The 17,522-nt window shown below is 60.2% G+C and carries 22 protein-coding genes and 1 tRNA gene; 20 read left to right on the forward strand and 3 right to left on the reverse strand.

What is annotated here, in order from left to right; genetic code table 11:
* Positions 1 to 106: 106 nt before the first annotated feature.
* The 6 genes from ACTGJ9_RS22715 to ACTGJ9_RS22740 all read left to right on the forward strand — a co-directional run bounded on the left by ACTGJ9_RS22715 (position 107) and on the right by ACTGJ9_RS22740 (position 4,804).
* Complete coding sequence (locus ACTGJ9_RS22715; protein WP_177243187.1) at positions 107 to 448, forward strand: integration host factor subunit alpha; 342 nt, start codon at positions 107 to 109, stop codon at positions 446 to 448.
* 27 nt (positions 449 to 475) lie between these two features.
* Positions 476 to 1,054, forward strand: a complete 579-nt coding sequence (locus ACTGJ9_RS22720; RefSeq protein WP_456672914.1) for a MerR family transcriptional regulator — start codon at positions 476 to 478, stop codon at positions 1,052 to 1,054.
* 106 nt (positions 1,055 to 1,160) lie between these two features.
* Positions 1,161 to 1,238 (forward strand) — tRNA-Pro (locus ACTGJ9_RS22725).
* A gap of 486 nt (positions 1,239 to 1,724) precedes the next feature.
* Positions 1,725 to 1,958, forward strand: coding sequence for a hypothetical protein (locus ACTGJ9_RS22730; RefSeq protein ID WP_456672915.1), 234 nt, complete (start codon positions 1,725 to 1,727; stop codon positions 1,956 to 1,958).
* Positions 1,959 to 2,087: 129 nt separating this feature from the next.
* Positions 2,088 to 2,708: an RNA polymerase sigma factor gene (locus ACTGJ9_RS22735; protein ID WP_456672916.1), complete on the forward strand. Its 621-nt coding sequence runs from the start codon at positions 2,088 to 2,090 to the stop codon at positions 2,706 to 2,708.
* Entirely contained in the window at positions 2,705 to 4,804 is a 2,100-nt protein-coding gene (locus ACTGJ9_RS22740; RefSeq protein ID WP_456672917.1) for an AAA family ATPase, read from the forward strand. The genes ACTGJ9_RS22735 and ACTGJ9_RS22740 overlap by 4 nt, the downstream gene beginning before the upstream one ends.
* Before the next feature lie 137 nt (positions 4,805 to 4,941).
* On the opposite strand, the gene ACTGJ9_RS22745 is transcribed toward ACTGJ9_RS22740, so the two are convergent.
* From ACTGJ9_RS22745 to ACTGJ9_RS22755, 3 genes are all read right to left on the reverse strand, one after another.
* Positions 4,942 to 5,406: a hypothetical protein gene (locus tag ACTGJ9_RS22745; RefSeq protein WP_456672918.1), complete on the reverse strand. Its 465-nt coding sequence runs from the start codon at positions 5,404 to 5,406 to the stop codon at positions 4,942 to 4,944.
* 61 nt (positions 5,407 to 5,467) lie between these two features.
* Entirely contained in the window at positions 5,468 to 5,812 is a 345-nt protein-coding gene (locus tag ACTGJ9_RS22750) for a hypothetical protein (protein WP_456672919.1), read from the reverse strand.
* Between the two features lie 737 nt (positions 5,813 to 6,549).
* Complete coding sequence (locus ACTGJ9_RS22755) at positions 6,550 to 6,846, reverse strand: PilZ domain-containing protein (protein ID WP_456672920.1); 297 nt, start codon at positions 6,844 to 6,846, stop codon at positions 6,550 to 6,552.
* A 317-nt stretch (positions 6,847 to 7,163) separates the two neighbouring features.
* Between ACTGJ9_RS22755 and ACTGJ9_RS22760 the strand changes: the two genes are divergently transcribed.
* From ACTGJ9_RS22760 to ACTGJ9_RS22825, 14 genes are all read left to right on the forward strand, one after another.
* Positions 7,164 to 7,400 carry a hypothetical protein gene (locus ACTGJ9_RS22760; RefSeq protein ID WP_456672921.1) on the forward strand — a complete coding sequence of 79 codons (237 nt, stop codon included), beginning with the start codon at positions 7,164 to 7,166 and terminating at the stop codon, positions 7,398 to 7,400.
* Positions 7,393 to 7,641 (forward strand): hypothetical protein, encoded by a 249-nt coding sequence (locus ACTGJ9_RS22765; RefSeq protein WP_456672922.1) that lies wholly within the window; start codon positions 7,393 to 7,395, stop codon positions 7,639 to 7,641. The genes ACTGJ9_RS22760 and ACTGJ9_RS22765 overlap by 8 nt, the downstream gene beginning before the upstream one ends.
* 323 nt (positions 7,642 to 7,964) lie before the next feature.
* On the forward strand, positions 7,965 to 8,567 hold the full coding sequence (locus ACTGJ9_RS22770) for a phage tail protein (RefSeq protein ID WP_456672923.1): 603 nt from the start codon (positions 7,965 to 7,967) through the stop codon (positions 8,565 to 8,567).
* A gap of 320 nt (positions 8,568 to 8,887) precedes the next feature.
* Positions 8,888 to 9,403, forward strand: coding sequence for a hypothetical protein (locus ACTGJ9_RS22775; protein WP_456672924.1), 516 nt, complete (start codon positions 8,888 to 8,890; stop codon positions 9,401 to 9,403).
* A gap of 9 nt (positions 9,404 to 9,412) precedes the next feature.
* Positions 9,413 to 11,206, forward strand: coding sequence for a terminase gpA endonuclease subunit (locus ACTGJ9_RS22780; RefSeq protein ID WP_456672925.1), 1,794 nt, complete (start codon positions 9,413 to 9,415; stop codon positions 11,204 to 11,206).
* Entirely contained in the window at positions 11,203 to 11,358 is a 156-nt protein-coding gene (locus ACTGJ9_RS22785) for a hypothetical protein (protein ID WP_456672926.1), read from the forward strand. The genes ACTGJ9_RS22780 and ACTGJ9_RS22785 overlap by 4 nt, the downstream gene beginning before the upstream one ends.
* 55 nt (positions 11,359 to 11,413) lie before the next feature.
* The gene (locus ACTGJ9_RS22790) at positions 11,414 to 11,566 is read left to right on the forward strand and encodes a hypothetical protein (RefSeq protein WP_456672927.1); all 153 of its coding nucleotides are present in this window, start codon (positions 11,414 to 11,416) and stop codon (positions 11,564 to 11,566) included.
* Positions 11,567 to 13,039 (forward strand): phage portal protein, encoded by a 1,473-nt coding sequence (locus ACTGJ9_RS22795; protein ID WP_456672928.1) that lies wholly within the window; start codon positions 11,567 to 11,569, stop codon positions 13,037 to 13,039. It begins immediately after the preceding gene.
* The gene (locus tag ACTGJ9_RS22800) at positions 13,036 to 13,251 is read left to right on the forward strand and encodes a hypothetical protein (protein WP_456672929.1); all 216 of its coding nucleotides are present in this window, start codon (positions 13,036 to 13,038) and stop codon (positions 13,249 to 13,251) included. Before ACTGJ9_RS22795 ends, ACTGJ9_RS22800 begins: the two co-directional genes overlap by 4 nt.
* A gap of 246 nt (positions 13,252 to 13,497) precedes the next feature.
* A complete protein-coding gene (locus tag ACTGJ9_RS22805; RefSeq protein WP_456672930.1) occupies positions 13,498 to 14,256 on the forward strand; it encodes a hypothetical protein in 759 nt (252 codons plus the stop codon).
* A gap of 24 nt (positions 14,257 to 14,280) precedes the next feature.
* Positions 14,281 to 14,631, forward strand: a complete 351-nt coding sequence (locus ACTGJ9_RS22810) for a hypothetical protein (RefSeq protein WP_456672931.1) — start codon at positions 14,281 to 14,283, stop codon at positions 14,629 to 14,631.
* Between the two features lie 143 nt (positions 14,632 to 14,774).
* On the forward strand, positions 14,775 to 15,353 hold the full coding sequence (locus ACTGJ9_RS22815; protein ID WP_456672932.1) for a hypothetical protein: 579 nt from the start codon (positions 14,775 to 14,777) through the stop codon (positions 15,351 to 15,353).
* Entirely contained in the window at positions 15,271 to 17,145 is a 1,875-nt protein-coding gene (locus tag ACTGJ9_RS22820) for a phage tail tape measure protein (RefSeq protein WP_456678595.1), read from the forward strand. The genes ACTGJ9_RS22815 and ACTGJ9_RS22820 overlap by 83 nt, the downstream gene beginning before the upstream one ends.
* Positions 17,091 to 17,486, forward strand: a complete 396-nt coding sequence (locus ACTGJ9_RS22825) for a hypothetical protein (RefSeq protein WP_456672933.1) — start codon at positions 17,091 to 17,093, stop codon at positions 17,484 to 17,486. The genes ACTGJ9_RS22820 and ACTGJ9_RS22825 overlap by 55 nt, the downstream gene beginning before the upstream one ends.
* Positions 17,487 to 17,522: the final 36 nt, after the last annotated feature.

The raw sequence follows: 17,522 nt of genomic DNA on the forward strand, positions 1-17,522 counted from the left end.
TTGGCGCCGATTATCGATCCGTCTGCCTTGATGAGCGGTGTTGACCGCCGTAACGTAAGCTCATAATTTCAGACGACAATTGTTCGCCGTGATGTGGGGCAGGGCGATGACCGATACAAGTAAAACCGTAACGCGTGTTGATCTCTGTGAGGCCGTCTACCAGAAGGTGGGTCTGTCGCGCACGGAGTCGTCCGCCTTCGTGGAACTCGTGCTGAAGGAGATCACCGACTGCCTCGAGAAGGGCGAGACGGTGAAATTGTCCTCGTTCGGCTCCTTCATGGTCCGCAAGAAGGGCCAGCGCATCGGCCGCAATCCGAAGACCGGCACCGAGGTGCCGATCTCGCCGCGCCGGGTGATGGTGTTCAAGCCATCGGCGATCCTGAAACAGCGGATCAACGCCCAGCACCGCACCAATGGCGACGCCAGCAAGGCTCAACCCGAGGCGTAACTCGCCCTCGCGCGAAGGATTTGGCATTTGGACAAGGCGCCGGATGCGTTCCGAACCATCAGCGAAGTAGCGCAGGAACTCGACATTCCGCAGCACGTGCTGCGGTTCTGGGAGACGCGATTCTCCCAGATCAAGCCGATGAAGCGCAGCGGCGGCCGCCGCTATTACCGCCCCGACGACGTCGATCTGCTCAAGGGCATCCGCCGTCTGCTCTACGGGGAGGGCTACACCATCCGCGGGGTGCAGCGGATCCTGAAGGAGCACGGCGTCAAGTCGGTGCAGGGTCTGGCCGACGGCTCGGCCGCGGTCTCGTTCGGCGCCATCGAGGACGCCATCGGCGCGAGCCTGATGGAGCCGGACGACGAGCCTCCCATCAAGGGCGTCACCTCTGCCGACGAGGACGACTACCAAGGCGACGAAGAGGAGGGCATCGACTTCCGCTTCGCGGAGGTCGACGACGAGGACATCCTCACCACCTTCCGCAAAGGCGGCACCCCCGCCGCGCCCGCCGGTCCCAGCGCGCTGGACCGGGAGCGGCTCGGACGGGCGCTCGCCGACCTCGTTGCCTGCCGGGATATGCTCGATCAGGCGCTGAAGGACGGCTAGCGCCGCGTACCCCGTCGGCTTTGCAGGCAGTTCCGGGACAGGGCGACCAAAATGGTGCGTGCCTCGCCTTGCGCAAAGCAGCGATCCTAGCTAATGGAACGACGTTCGGAGCGTGGCGCAGCCCGGTTAGCGCACTAGTCTGGGAGACTAGGGGTCGGAGGTTCAAATCCTCTCGCTCCGACCAATAAAATCAAAGGCTTAGCGGGAAGCCTTTCATCCTCAAAATTCGACTTGGGAAACACCGGGGAAACATTAGCGGCGAGGGGAGCCCCGCGCGCGAGGATTTTTTTTTATTGGCCGAGAAATGTTCGTTGAGATTGGGCGTTTAGCAACTGAGATTGTTCATTGAAGCGCAAGCAGGGGCGTGATGCCCCATTGATTGCCAATACGATGCACCATCGCGTAGAGACGACATAAGCACCTTGAAAGCGTACCGCCTAAGCTTCGGAGGCAAGGCGGATGGTAGGAGCGGAATGTTCAGGCACAGGGACGTGTCTATCCGCCTCCAACACCGAAGAAAAACGGTGGGCCACCTTACGGGTGGTTTGCAGGTAATCCCCGGCAAGGGCAGCCTGCGGTTTCGCGACACGTCCCTACTAGTCTAGACCGACCCGCGGGGCGGTCTCCGAAAGCAACCCATCAATCCTCCACAGCTTTCGGAGCCACGGCTATGACTGCCCAAACAGATCGCGCGCCGCGCGAAACCATTCCCCATGACTTTCCTCATCCCGCTCGCCTAGGCGGACGCGACCTCTTCATCGAGGTGCTCGGCGGACCTTCGGTCACGTCCTTTAACCGCTGGTTGGCGGCAGGAAAAATCCCGCAGCCTCGTAAGCTCGGTCACTTGAATCGGTGGCTCGAAACCGAGATGGCTGCCGTGCGCGACGCTGGCTTCGAGCAGTGACTCTCGCCCGCCGCACAGCGCACCAATCCCGCAAACCCGCCCGATAGAGCTGCGACCCGCGCCTTTGCGACCCGCCCTTCAACGGGCGTTCGTGGTTGCGCGCTCGGTCGATAATCCGAGGACTCAATTTTGAAACACATCTCGCCCGACGCGCTTTGCCGCGTCGATAACTATGCATCCAATCCGTCCGCGTTCAGAGACGAATTGCTGAAATGCGCACCCGCTCTCCGTCGATATGCAGGCAAGCTAGGTGGCGCCGATCTTGCCGATGATCTTTTGCAGGCGACACTTGAGCGCGCCCTTAAGCGCGAAGCGGTCTATACGGCGCAAGGGGCGATGGCTGCATGGTTGCGGCAAATCATGAAGAACATTGCCCTCACTCAGCACAAGCGCCGCAAACGCTATGATCTCTTCTGCGATCTCGCCCCTGTTACAGCGGACGACGATTCCGGCGGCGAAGCCGAAGACTACGCGGCAACCGTTGGCGACGAAACCACTCTTCTCGGCGCTCGCGAAAGGCAGCTTGATGCAAAAAACCTTATCGAGCTTGCTGCGAAGGTCATCGGCCCGGAAATATGGAGATGCCTGGAGCTAACGGGGGCGGGATTTTCCTCGGAAGAGGTCGCGGCAGAACTCGGCATTAGCGCCGCGGCGGTGAGGCAGAACGTCTCGCGCGGTCGCAAGGCGATGGAAGCTCTTCGGGCGGACCCCAAGCACAACGTCTCTAAGTCGATCAGGAAGAAGTCATGATGAAGCCGAGTCAGATTGACAACTCGGGTGCGCGTAGATCGCGTAATAAGATGAATGCGATGCAGTTCGCGCAGGTTGGCCTGTATGTCTTCCCGAGTGACGGGAAGGTGCCGCTTGTGCCCCGATATAACCGAGCGGACACCTCGCTCAAGAAGGAAGAAGTAGAGGAGGCCGTTGAAGAGTTTATGGAGAAGCACGAGGTTGAGCCCGCACACGTCGGCGCCACTCGTGACATCGAAGTAATCAAGCGCATGTGGCGCAAATTTCCCGATGCTGTGCCGTCGATCTCGTGTGGACCTTCGCGGTTGATTGTTCTGGACGCCGACGCCAAGGATGAAGGCCCTGCCAAGATGGCAGAGCTGTTCGCCGAGATCGGCGGCGTGCCCGAGGGCGTGCCCATCAACCCGACGAAGTCGGGCGGGCAGCACTTCGTGTTCGCCGATCCCGAGAGCAAGTTCTCGAACAAAGCGGGCCTGCTCAAAAAGCAATACGGCACCGACGTGCGCGGCACGGGCGGGCAGTTCGTCGCGCCCGGTAGCATCCGCGAGGACGGCAAGACGTACGGCTCAGATGCCGACCGTATCAACTTCCTGCGCGCGATCACGAGTGGCAAGATTCCGCAGCTCCCGTCAGAGATCGTCGAGCTGATCGGCGCGCAATCCGCTGACGCGCAGAGCGAGCAGGTTACGCCCACCCAGGAGCGCGAAGTCATCCGCCAGCTCGAAGGGGCTGATTGGGACCTCTACCAGCATGACTTCGACCCTGATCTCGGCAAGTACGACCTCGGGGCTCTCAAAACCGAGAACACCGACTTCGCGAAGCTCTACGATTCTCCCGGCGCGGATTGCTCGACCAACCGCTTCCTCGCCGCGCGCCATATCATGCGTGAGTGGCCCGACATGGCGCCGCCGTCACTCGCCCTGTTCTTTTCCCATTGGGAAGGCGCGGGCGCGTTCTCCGACGAGAAGCCGAAGTCGGGCGAGTACGACAACCGACAGATCGCTCGCGAGTGGATCAAAAACCAAGGGCTGAAGAAGGAGAAGCCGTCAAACGGTGACGCTCTCGGCCCTGTCGAAGACGAAGAGGAAGAAGCGGAGCAGGGAGGGGCGGACCCGACTTCCCAACTCTCGAAGCGCTTTGTCCTAATCGAGAAGATACGCGGAGCAACGCTCCGGCTGCTCGATTGGGCTGTCAAGTTCTTCGTGGCCAGAGGGACCACCTCTGTAGCCACGGGAATGTGGGGCGCAGGTAAGACCGCCGTCTTCAGCGATATCGGGCTTCACATCGGTCACGGCTTTGAGTGGCGCGGGCGCAAGGTGAAGCAGGGCGTTGTAATCTATGTGGCGCTGGAGAACTCGGAAGATGTTGAGCGCCGTGTGGCAGCTTGGTGTGAGGGGATGGAGAAGGCGGGGCGCGACCTAAGCAGCGGCGCGTTCGTCTTGCATCGCGGGCCGTGTCGCCTCTACGACCAGAGCGGTAAGTCTACCCAGGACGAGAAGGACCTCATAAAGATCGCCAAGTTTGCGGCCGATCATTACGGGCTGCCGGTGGCAATGATTGTTATCGACACTCTTGCTCAGAGCATCATGCCGGGGAACGACAACGACGCGAAGGACGCGGGTATCTATACTGCGAGCATGCAGCGGATAGCCGCCGCAACGGGCGCAAACGTGACGGTGCTCGCGCATCCCACAAAGGCCGGAGAGGGAGTGCGAGGAAGCGGCGCGCTACAAGCCAACGTAGATACGGTGATTGAGGTAACTCGCGACAAGGCAACAGGCGTAGGACAGATCAAAGCTGGCTCGAAGTTTCGCATTGGCGATCCTGCCAAGGTGAACTTCTACTACCGGCTAAGGTCCCACAGCATTGGAGTGGATGAAGACGGCGACGAGATCAGCGTGGTTCTCGCGGAGGACCGTCCGATGACAGACATGCGTGTGGACGATTCCGACGACGATGCATTGCCGGTCCCCTGGACGGGCCGTCCGATAAGCTCGCAGCGACGATGCGGGTGTTTCGGGAGCGGGCGGAAAGGATCGCTGCCGAGACGGGCGATCCGGTCGAAGAGATCGGGTTGGCCTCTAAGGACGTGTTAGAGGCACTAAACATCGACAGGAAGCGCAGCGGCCTGGACGAGCTTAAAGAGCGCACGGCCGTCCCGCGATTGTTGGCGAAATTGGTGGAAGCCGGTGAGTTGGTTAAGTCGGGAGATAACAGACGAACAGAATATCGCCTAGCCTGACGACTCTCTTGCCTTCAGCAGTCTTGAAACTGCTGTGTTGAGTTCAGCTTCATCTTTTAATGCCTGAGTAAGACGTTCGGCCAGTTCAACAAGAACTAGCCGAACGGCTTGTGCAAGCTCAAGGCATCGTTCGTCAGTATGTTCATGCACGCCCGCGCTTAGAGCGGAGTGGAGTAGGGTGAGTGGATTATGGCTGTTGATCAAGATCGAGTCTGGCAGGCCAAGCTTGACAGATGAAACGGCTTTGCTGAACTGAATCTCGCCTTTTGCCTCTCCCAAAGCAGCGATAGTCTCAGTAGAGGCGCCTTGTTTGCGAGATACTGCAATCATCTCATCAAGAATTTCATTCTTTTGACTCTCCACGACTCGGCGATAGTACGCGAAGGCGCCGATGCCGAGTCCCTGGTTCTCGCAGCGTCGACCCTTCAAGAAGTTGTCGCGCTGCTTCCCCAACATCTTTAGTAGGCGATTGGGAACCGCTACCCCGAAGGGGGGCATCTCACCATACTTGTACACTTCAGCATTGGCTGGTTCCGGTAGGACGCGTAGATGGATTGAGAAGGTTTTTTTGAAACCAACGGCAGTTCGAACACAGGTATTTGAGATATAAGCTCGCGGCATCCCTTAACTGTGTGTCTCCGTCTTCCGCTCGGAAGTTGCGAAGGCCGCCACACTGCTCGCAATGCAGTTCCAACGATGGCGGCTTAAGGTGCATGTATAATTCCAGGCCCTTCCCCTGCTTAGAGAAGCCAGGCGTCCCGAAGTCGGTCACACGACGTGATTGTCCGGGTGGGATGCTTTGAAGGAATTCTGCAAAGGGCATGGTTTCCGCTTCGGCCGTTGCAACTTCTTCTTCGGTCATTTGGCTTCTCGCTGGTCATTCAACTGTGCAGATTCACCGTGCACCGCAATGGCATGCACGGTTGCTGCACGGTACCGTGCACGGTAGCGCTGCACGGTCAGTGCACGGTCAGATGCACGGTTGTTCCATATCACTATCAGGCACTTAGAGGGACCGTGCAACGACCGTGCATCAACCGTGCACTGAATTTCCCATCAACCGTGCACGTCTCTCCCTTCCCTAGAAGGGAGACGGCACGAAGGGCTACTGGTTCGGGGAGAGTTACCGGGAGCCTTGGTGGGAATCGAAGAGATGAAGGTTGCAAATCCGTAACGTCTGAACCTGTCACAGACGGCACTGCTCAGCCGTTACATCATTAGGAGCGCCACTAGGGCGCCCTTCAATCTCTCTGGCCGCTCGGGCAACGGCCATCCAAAAAGTGCACCCGACCGCACCTCATCGCATGGGGGGCACGCTTCCACCCCCGGCGCAGCACAACGGCGTGTCGCGCTGGCTCGGTGGGGCAGGCAGTCTCCTCGGAATTCCAACACCGGGCAGCGCTCATCAGCCGTAAGGCTGGCCTAGCAGATAAGCCTTGGTCGAATTACAGGGCCACGAGAGTAAGGAGGGGACGCAGCATAGGTGCGCTCCAACAGATTCATTCGGGAAGGTCGCAAAGGGCTGAGCGGGAGCCCGACCTACACCCGGAAGCGCCGCGCTCGGGGCCGAAAGAACCTCGGGGTCATTGAGCGCGGCGCTTATCCCGCCAACGGTCGAGCAAAGGCATCCGCCAATGTCGGCGAGCGACGACGCAGAAGGAAGGAGACGCCGCAAAGCGTTCCCTTTCTCCACACGACGCGGCAGATGAAGATTGCAGAATGGCCGTCGAACGACAGCGCAAATTCGTTCGCAAACACGTAGTAGGGCGTGGAGATGCATGCTCCCAGGGCGTTGATATCGCGCACCATACACGGATGTGTCCCACGAATTTCACCGAATGACAGCCGCGCCGCCCGGTTGATCGGCATGCGCTCCATTGCACGACGTTCGATCATGGCGAGATACTCCAAAATGGGAAGGTAACTTCCAATGGAAACGAACCGCAGCGATAGCGATCCACGTTCACAAATTTAGTTTCCTGGCCCCGCCGACAGCCTGGAAAACGGCAATACCCGCATGTTGAGTCGCGTGACCTCACACTAACAAGCAGCGTTGTTGTCCAATTAAAAATGATTTGAGTTTGTAGTTAATTCGCACGTCTGATGCCCGAGCTTACCCGCAACACAGAGAAGGACCGCTATGACCACTCAATCCGATCAGACTATAGGACTGACCGACCTACTCGCGCTGTCCGAAGACGCCCGCTTGGGACGTGCCGCCGACGCGCTCGAAAAAGATCGCTGCCGCCGCGCCTCAGCTTGAACGCGTCGCGGACGTTCTGGTGACGCTGACCGCATTGCTCGCAAGCTGCATCGGCGTGGGCGCTGCTCGGTGTTACGCCGAGGGCGAGGGGCAGGGCAAAGAAGTTCCGCTGAACTATCTGCGCACCGGCAACGGCGCCAAGCCGTTTGCGTGCGACGCTGACAATGCGGAGAGCGGCAATGACTGATCACGTAATCGTGGACGCGCTGAACGCGCTCGCGGACACGCTCAACCAAGCCGCCGCGATGTTCGAGGCAGTCGGTCGCCTACCGTCTGTGGACGCGCTGCGCATGCGGGGTGATCACCACGCGGTGCCGGGCATTGAGGCGCATTCACCGATGGGCGTCATGGTCGAGCAGGGTAGGCGGTTCGCCGCAATGATGCCCGAACCGGCTGAGCGTACGATATGGGTACCGCCGAAAGCGTAGGTCAACTGCGAGCCGCGCAGCATACTCGCTGCGCAGCTCTGTATGGGTCAGCGCTGGTGACCCAGGCCAAACCCCAAAACAAGCGCTTTCTGACGTAGCGCACCAATGCTGCGCTTCATCTCCTTGGAGATTATCACAACCGGCGTCCGATCCTTCGAGTGCTTCTTGAGAGTCCGCAGATCAGCGGATGTCCACTCGCGGCGCGTCGACTTCTTCTTCTTGGTAGGACGTTTCAAGTTAGCTCGCTCCTTAGTTCTCAGATGGACGGCGCTGATAGCACAGCGGCCGCGATCTACAAACTAACAAGTAGGTAATAGCGCACCATGCCAACGATCAGTGTAACGGTTGACGCAAGCAAATTAGAGAAGTGGGCGACGGAGTTGTCCGCTCGCGGCATTCGCAATGCTATTAGACGCGCTGTCGATAAGTCAGCGACAGCAGCGCGGAAGATCGCGTTAAAGAAGATCGCGGCAGACATCGGGGTGAGCGAAAGCTATATCAAAGACTCCGTTGGCAAGGTGAAGCGCACTACGCAGGGCTCGCTCGCCGCGAGCTTTACGACCGTTAAGAAGCGCATCAGCATCATGCGAGTCAGTGGCGCATCAATCGGACCCGGTGGACTGAAAGCGTCAACGCACCGCCTGGGCGGTGGCGGCTCGACCTCACTCGACGTCCGCCGTGCGTTCATCGTAAAGACCGCGGCCGGTGGCTCTTTTGTCGCCTACAGAACGAGCGGTTCACGTTTGCCCATCAAGGGAATTTATGCCGAGCACGGGGCAACCGCGATGGGCCAGCCGGGCGGCCCGGTGCAGGAAGCCTGGAGGCAAGAGGCCGAGAAGCAAGTCAGAGAGCGCCTCGGAGTCGAACTGCAAAAGCAGTTGCTCAATGAAGGCCTTGGCTACTCGGCCCCGCCTGACTCCGACTAACCGAACACAACACCGTCGTTGAAGCAGATCGACACGCTCGCGACGACTAGCGCGCCGCGCCCGGCCGGAGCGGGAGACGACGCCCTGTCGGGCGTGGCGCGCGCCTAATCAAAGAAACGAGATATGCACGAAGCGCGCGGCTAACGGCCTCTTCAAAGGTGTTTGGGTCCCCCTGGGGCCGCTCGCCTAAGCGCTGCGGGCCGCGGCCGCATGAGTCGCGCTTGAAATCATTGAATTTTCATAGCCGACCAACTCAGCCGCCGCATCGCCGCGCTGGAGGGGCCGAGTTTCGGTATGCACAAATGCAGGAGTAAATCGCCATGGCTAGGCCGAAGGGCCAGATTGCCCGGGCCGCTGAGGCGCTCGGCGTCGACCCGGCAAGCGTTCGGCGCGCGGTGACGCAAGCCGGGCTCGACCCGAAGACAGTCACGTTCCAGACGGCGCATCAGCTCGCTGCGGCCGTCGTGGACGCGTCGAAATCGATAGATCACGCGGCCAACGGCCGGGGCGAGGGCGGGCATAACGCCACCTCCGATCTTGCCGCCGCAAAAGCCCGACTCGCCGCAGCCGCAGCACGCAAGGCGGACATTCAAGCCGCGCAGCTCGCAGGCGAGCTAGTAGACCGCGCTGCGATTCAGGACGTAGGCGTCCGCATGATCGCAGAAGCGCGCACGGCGCTGCTCGCATCGTCGCACCGCATCGCCGACAGAGTGGCGGGGCTCACCGACCGAGCGCAGATCGCCGACATCGTTGAAGACGAAATTCGCACCGCGCTTGGCGCGTGTGCTGACGAAGCGCGGTTCTGGGCAACGCTGGACCGAGACGCCTTGAGCTAAGGAGAACGCGTGCCGTACGAGATCGCACGGGAGTGGTTGCGCGCCTGGGCGCCGCCGCAGATAATCAAACCGAGCACATTCGCTGAAGCTGAAATCTATCTTCCCGCCAGCGCAAACGCCCAACCGGGACCGCTACGACTTACCAGCTATCAGCGCGAGATCGTCGACAGCATAGCCGACCCGGAAGTCGAATTTATCATCTTGCAGTTAGCCTCGCAGGTGGGAAAATCTGCAAGCGTGAATGCAATGCTGAGCTGGATTGTCGCATGCAATCCCGCGCCCGTCTTACACGTTTCACCGACGAACGACCGCGCCGAAGAATTTGTGCGAGAGCGCTGGCAGCCGTTAGTTGATAGCTCGACTGCGCTGAGAGACTTGATCGGCCGAGGCCAGCACACCCGGAAGGGCAGCGGAGGCGGCGCTAATTCGCTCAGCTTGCAGAGCTACCCGGGCGGGCAGATCGCGTTCGTCAGCTCGCATCGTCCCGACCAGCTCGCGGCCCGCGCCGTCAAATTTGTATTCGCAGATGAGGTGGATCGCTTCGCGGTCAGTGCGGGGGCCGAAGGCGACCCGCTGCAACTTGTCGTCAAGCGTACCAAGACGTACGAAGGCCGAGGCCGAAAGCTGATCTTTGTCAGCACGCCAACGTCACGGTCAAGCCGCATTAATGCTTGGTACGAACGGGGAGACAAGCGCCGCTTTCACGTCACATGCCGCGAGTGTAGCACCGCAGCGCCGCTTGAATTCGAAAACCTGCGCTGGGATGCGGGAGTACCTTCGAGCGCCTATCACGCCTGCGCATCATGTGGAGCCGTCCACGACGAACACACGCGGCGCCAGATGATACGGAATGGTTATTGGAAGCCGACCGCGAAAGGCGAGGCCGGTATCCGCAGCTATCACCTTGACGAACTGTCGTCGCTATTCAGCACGATGGCGAGCGTGGCCCAATCGTTCGAAGAGGCCACGACGCCCGAGGCTAAGACCGCGTGGTATAACACGACGCTCGCTCGCGTGTACGAAGCGAACGTAGAGTTTAACGTCAACCCCGACGACCTCAGAGCGAGAGCCGTAAGCGTCAAGCCGCCATATGCTGCCGACATCGCCCACCTAACGATGGGTTGCGACGTTCAGGCAGATCGCGTCGAGCTAACCTACCTCGCTGCCCACACGGATGGGACGTACACGGTGCTTAATCACTTGTGCCTGCGAGGCTCAACGTCTGACGTTGAAGTCTGGCAGAAACTCGACGTGGCGGCTGGCGCGACGTTCCAACTGGCGGACGGCAGAACACTCCCCGTTGCGGTGCAAGCCGTCGACGCGGGCTTCAACTCAGACCGGGTCGCCGAGTATGTGCGGTCACAGCAGCGCAAAGCGAGAAGTGCGTTCGCGCTTGTCGGGCGCGCAGGCTTCGAGCGCGCATTGATCGCCAAGGGCAATCGACTTCGAGGATCAGGACTCACGGTTATGATCGTGGGCGCTGACAGCGCGAAGCTGATCGTCGGCAAGTCGCTTGTGTCGGAGCAGATCAGAGTACCCGACCACCTAGACCTCGATTACTACGACGGCCTCGCCAGCGAGGAGCTTCGTACAAAGCAGGTGGGAGGCGCGGTTCGAATGTATTTCGAGCGCGTAGTTCGCAGGAACGAGCCGCTGGATACGCTCTGCTACGCCCTGGCCGCATCCCGACTTGTTGCGCAACGGCAATCTGCCACGGCGCAATTACAACCCACTAAGTCAAACCAAACGTTCGCAGACAGCGCGAAGAAGCTGGCTGAACTATCAGGAGCCAACCGACAATGACCAGATCGAACCGTAGACCCGTCGCCGCAAGTGAAAACGCGGCCATCGCAGCCGAGCGCTTGCGCGTTGCTGCAATCCTCGAAAGCGCCGAAGGCAAGCGCAACCCGGCCATGGCACAGAAACTCGCGCTGTACAGCGTGCTGAGACGCTGAAACGGCAATCGGGATTCTCGCTGATGCGCCGTCAGCTAATCCATATTTGGAAGCGATGAGCGTCCAAGGCCCCATCGGCCTCGGCGGCGCCGCCGTCGAAGTCTCGAATGATCCGAAGGCCGCTCGCCTGCGCGAACTGGGACAGAGCGTTGCGGCGTTCAACGCCGAAAAGGGATGGACGAAGCCTGCCAAGGACGGGAGCCAGTAAGTGGCAATCACCGATAAGTTTCGCGCGCTATTCGGCGGAAGCGCCAAGCCGGAAGCGCTCGCGCCTGTTCAGGGTGTGACTACGCCGACCGCGGGCATCTTAGACGGCACAGACGGCAGGCCAGCAACCATCTGGCAGCGCTACAGCAACGGCCTCCGGCCGATGACTTCCGGTTATCTCAACGGCTGGCAGCCCTTCTACGGTACGCCTGGCAGTGAGATCAGCCGCGAGCGCGGGATCGTCTCTCAGCTCAACCTCGATTTGCTCTTCAGCAACCCGGTTGTCAGCACACTTGTGGAGAACTACGTCACCTACGCGGTGGGCAACGGGCTCACGCTGTCGTCTCGCCCCTGCGCAGAGACGCTTGGCATCTCCCCGGAGGAAGCTCGCAGCCTCGCGCATCAAATCGAGACCGCATGGGCACAATGGTCTAACAGTGCAAGCGAAGCGGACGCGTCGGGCAGACATACCCTGTCCCAGCTCGCGGCGGCCGGTTTCCGCAGTTACCTGCTCACGGGCGAAACGCTCTTCACGCTCGACTGGATCATGGCTCGCGGCGCGAAGACGCGTACCAAGCTGTGTCTGCTCGATAGCCGTCAACTCGACCAAAGCATTACACGCGTCGCTGAGGGCAACGGCAACGCCTCGATTATGCAGGGCGTGCAGTTCGATCAGAACGGGCGCTTGCAGGGCTATCACATTCGCAAGTTTGTCTTGGGCAGCTTCGCGTCTGCACCGCAAGCGCAGTTTGTCACTGCTACTACGTCGTGGGGGCGCCCTCGCGTCGGGCATCTCTTCGACCTGCTAGTACCGGGGCAGGTGCGTGGAATGTCACCGCTGGCGGCGGCGCTCACGCCAGCGCACTCGAAAGCAACGTTGCGCGAATTCTCGCTTGCGAGCGCGTTGGTGCAGAGCATGTTGGCCGTTAGCATCGAGTCCGATTTGCCGCGTGAGCAGGCGCTCGGCACGCTCAACGCTGAAGACCCGCTTGCTGGGCTCGCGGCACCGAAAGGCGTATCACCGGAAGATTGGGCGAAAGCCAAGCTCGACTTCTACGATAACGTCAAGGTCGACTTGAAGCCTGGAGTGATCAACCATTTGCTTCGCGGCGACAAGATGCACATTCACCGGCCTCAGGCGCCGAGCAGCACATACGCCGACTTCGACGCGTCGCTCGCGCGTGAAGCCGCTAAGGCAAGCGGCGGCAGCGCGGAGGACGTGAGCGGCGATTACTCGAAGACCAGCTTCTCCGCTTCGAGGCTCGCGCTTGAGCTGCCCTGGCGGATCAATCTGCGGCGCAGGCAGAACATCTTGGAGCGAGTGTATCAGGCGACCTACAGGGCATGGCTTGAAGAGGCGTGCGAAGTGGGGACCATCAAGCTGCCAAAGGGGCTCCCGCGTTCTGGGAGTGTCCCGAGGCATACACCGCTGCGGCGTGGCGCGGAAGCGCTAAGCCTGTCGCCGATCAGATGAAGGCGGCGCAGGCTGATTCTCTGGAGATCAGCAGCGGGCTCTCCACAATGGAAGAGAAGCTCGGTGAACGTGGTCTCGACCTCGAAACCGTAATCGCGCAGCGCAAGGCCGAGCGCGACATGCTTGCAGAAGCTGGGCTTACCGGTCCCGCTCTGGTGGACAAGACTTCGGAAACAAGGCCGGGCGACAAGCGCGGCGATCAAGAGGACTAAACGAAAAATGAATAACTGCAACGGAAGCGGCGGGCCAGCGCCCGCCGTCGACAACCCGTGCGCAACGCTGCCTCAGCTTCGCGCCGCTCTCTATCAGCTTCTAGCGGGACAGGCGAGAGCCGTCGTGCGTAACGGCGATCAGTGGCTGGAATTCCAAAAGGGCGACGCCAAGGCTTTGCAGCACGAAGTGCGACGCTTGGAGATCATCTGCGGCGGACGCATCGGCGCCGTGCGCGTGAGGTGAGCATGTTCGAAGAAAAAACAGCGTGGACTAACCCGAACCCTCTGCTTCAGGGTTTCGTGATCCTGCCGGATGGTCTCGAAATCGAACGCAGCGAAGCTGAAGCGCTAGGCTTCAAAATTGCTGCTTGGCCTGAAGGCGAGAAGACTGCGACGCCGCATCCGCATGCGAAGGACTCAGTAGTCCTCCCGAGGGGGCGTGTTTTGAGTCGGGAGAGTGCTAAAGAATGGGGGTTCACTGTTGCTGAGCACGCGGGGCGCAACGCGCCGAAGGGCTGGCGGGCGGCAATCATGACCCTGGCGGAAGCGAGAGACCGCCCGTCCGCAACGGCGGAACTGCTTACCTCCCGAACACCGGAGACAATCTCGGTCGAACAGGCACGCGCGTTCCTGCGCGGCCTTCCCATCGAACAAACGGATACCACGGAAGAGACCATGACAATCACCAACGAAGACCCGGCCCGCGCGGCCAGACTCGCGGAAATCTCCGGCAGCATTGCATCCTTCAACCGTGATCGCGGCTGGACGGAGCGGCAACGCACTACGCCGAAACCGGCTCCGGCCGTATCGAGCGTCGAGCCCGAGAGGTTGAAGCGGCTCGCTGAGATCAGGTTCAACGCGCTTCAGATGAATAGTCAGGGGCACACCCAGGAAGCCAAGAAGCTCAAATGCGCGCTCGACGCGCACGCCACGACCGGAGCGCCGCTGAGTCGATTGCTGGCACAGCTCGAAGTCGACACGTCGAAGTTCGTTCCGTCCACCTAGCCCGCACGTTCAAGGAAACTTACAATGTCCAATACTGAAACCTTCAAGCTGTCGCGCTCCCTCAAAACGCACAATGGGGAAATCGACACTCTCACGCTACGTGAACCGACTGCCGGGGCCTTCGTCGATAACGGCGAGCCGTTCAAGGTCGTCACGAAAACAAACGCCGAGGGTGAGCCCTCCGGTATTGATATCGTGTACGACAACAACCGCGCGCTTCTCCGGTTCATCATCGACATGGTTATGGAAAAAGTCGACGAGATCATCCTCAAGAGCCTGACCGCTGCCGACTTCATGCGACTGCGCGGTCTAGCAACGAACATTATCCTGGTGGGGATTGGCCCCAAGGACCCTACCGCACCGTCCGTAGGCTGATCACTGTATTGATCACGGACCATGGGCTCCAGCCTTCCGAGTTGGAGCCCATGCGCCTCGGACGGATAATGAACTACGTCGAGATGCTCGCCGATCTAGGGAAGATGCGCGCGAAGCAGCAAGGAAAATAGCGGGAGACGAGAGTGTCCAACCCCTCAGTGGTCGCAACTATCTCAGCCAATGATCAGGCCAGCCCTAAGCTGAGAGAGTTGCTCGACCTGACAAAGAAGATCGAAAGCACAGCGAAGGCCGCGTTCAAGGAGAATGGCGGCAATGCTCTTGCTAACAGCTACCGGCAAGCCACCTCTGCCGCACAGCAGCATCTCACCGTGCTGGAAAAGATGCACTCGGTGCATGCGGCTATCGCCAAGACCGTCGCTGGCTACGCGGCGGCCAAAGCGTTTAGCAAAGGTATCGATGCCGTTAAGGACTACGTCCCGTATGAGCGGGAGCGTCGATTCCAGACAGCGGCGGGCGGCTACGACGCAAGGTCCCAGCGGTTGCTCGAAGAGCAGCGCCGCGACCTAGCGGTACGCAAGGGCATCCAAGTGGAGGACTCCCTGCACGCGCAGCGAGGAATTCACAAAGCGCAACTACAGCGCCCCGATCACGGCGGCTGCGACGAATTCGGCGATCCAACTGTCGCGCTCGCTTGGCGTTCCGGCAGAGGCGGCCGCGCGGATGATCGAAGGCATGACCTTTGGTCGCGGCGTGACGTTTAACGACGCGGCGCAGACAGCGCGGGAAACCATGCGCTCAGCCGATATCGCGACGGTCGCAGCGAAGAAAGGTGCGATGAGCGGCGAGGATATTCAGCAGTTCTCGAAGTATTCATCGGGTATGGTTCACGCGGCGAACATCAGTCAAGAGCAGGCCTGGGGCGTCGGTATGACGCTCAAGAAGATGGGCGTCGGCGGCGACGAGAGCGGAGTCTTTACCCGACAGTTGGCGGCACGCATCATGGCGCCGACGAAGGCTGCACACGACGCGATGATCGCAGCGGGTATCAACTACGACGACTTCGCAAAAAGCGGCAACGTCTCGGTTGAGTCAATCGACAAGTCGATGCGGCGTAGGTTCGGCAAGGGCCTTAGCGAAGACGGGCGCAAGGCGCTGGAGGAGAAGTTTAACGATAAAGACTTCAGGCTCGACCGCGACTCGTTTGGCTCGGCAGTGCACGACGCCATGGGCGGCTCAGGCATGTCCAAGCAGGATCAAAAGCTCGTGCAACAGCAAGCTATGCGGATGTTTGACATGGCGAAGAGCGGCCTAAATGGCGGCGGCCTGTTGGAAGCAGTCTTGTCAAAGATGAGCCCGCAGCAGCTGCAAGCGTTTCTGGGCGACAAACAAGGCGGCCGAGGAAACATTCTCCTAAACAACCTCGAAGCCTATCAGAAAAACAAAGGAGAGATTCAGCACAGCGGCGGCCTTACTGACAGAATCGCCGAAGAGCGACAGCAGGGCCTCGCCGCAGCGACGGACAGACTAGCAGCCTCATTTGATACGCTCTCTAAATCAATGGTCGACGCGAATTCGGGATGGCTCACGCCGCTAGTTGAGGCGGGCGCCAAAGTTGCGGGCTTTGCAGCCGGTCTAGGCGACGCAACGAAGGTCGCGCTGAGTTTCTCGGCCGGTGCGGCTGGCGTTGCCGCGATGGCCTCAATGGCGTCGACGGCAGTGGGTGTGATCGCGGGTTTGAACTCGCTTTCGGCATCAGCCAACATTGCGGCTGCATCGCTCTCGCAGATCAATGGCGCCGCGAACATGCCGGGCGGAATATTCGCAGGCGGCTCAACCGGTACGTTCGGCAAGATAGCCGACTTCGCGGCGAAACTAGCCACACTCACCACAGCCATCGGGCTCGCCGCGTCGGCACTGACAGCCCTATACGAATACGGCAAGGGAAAGAAATGGTGGGATGCTGACAACGTCAAAGACAACGCGGCAAACAACCATAACCCGCGCATGGGCGGTGGAAAGCGAACGTACGAAGGTGAGCAGGCCGAGTTCTGGAAAGGCATTCCGCTCCCGGCGCAGCGAGTAGAGGTAACCCCCGGCCCGGCCCGCATGGGGGGCGGCAAGCACTCTTATATCGATCCGGTCGGAAGGTTGATAGCCGGGGAGCAAACCGATTCGGGATCAGGCGTTTGGGATACGGCGCGGACGTTTATTAGCGGCAACACGGGCAAGAAGGGGGACGGCTTCGAGCACGTTGACGTTAGCGGCACAGTCTCCGGCAGCGCTGAAATCCACAATATCGTGGAGGTGCGGCCCGGCAGTGCATTGCTCGACGTGGTGAACCAAGCGCGGAGCATCGCCAACATGGGCCTCAACGGAAAGCTTGGCACTTCGATGCAAGGTCCCGGCGACAACGCGACGAAGCCGAGCCAAGGCACAACGATGGGGGACAATAGGAAAGACAGATGTTGTTTCCAGATACGAACAACTGGCGCGCGGGCATGCAGGACGTGTCCGCCGCAATTGACGATAGCATGGGGGAGCTGGTGGAGGTAACGCCGCATAATGGCACGCCAGTACCTAACTTCCCCGTGGTGCCTGATCCTTCGCGAGCTGTCACGGTCACAGCAGTTTTCACGAACAAGGCGAAGTCCGTGATCATGGGCGAGAACAATGGCCGGATTGCTTCCGGCCATTCGATCAGCCCGATTATCAGCACGTCCGAGCCAATCTTCTCGTTTGGTTATGGTGCGCTCCCGTTCGCGCTCTTGCAGGGCTATCGCATCATGCGGCTGTGCAACCGCTCCCTATACGAAGTAAGGGACGCAAAGCCCGATGGTGTTTCGCGGATCGAAGTCAACGTGGTTCAGCTTGGCCTCGCCAAGGAGGAGTTCTAGTGGAGCGCATCCAATACGCCCCGCGACAAGGCGCAA

The sequence above is a fragment of the Bradyrhizobium sp. RDM12 genome (assembly GCF_051917485.1).
In the GTDB taxonomy this organism is placed as follows: domain Bacteria; phylum Pseudomonadota; class Alphaproteobacteria; order Rhizobiales; family Xanthobacteraceae; genus Bradyrhizobium.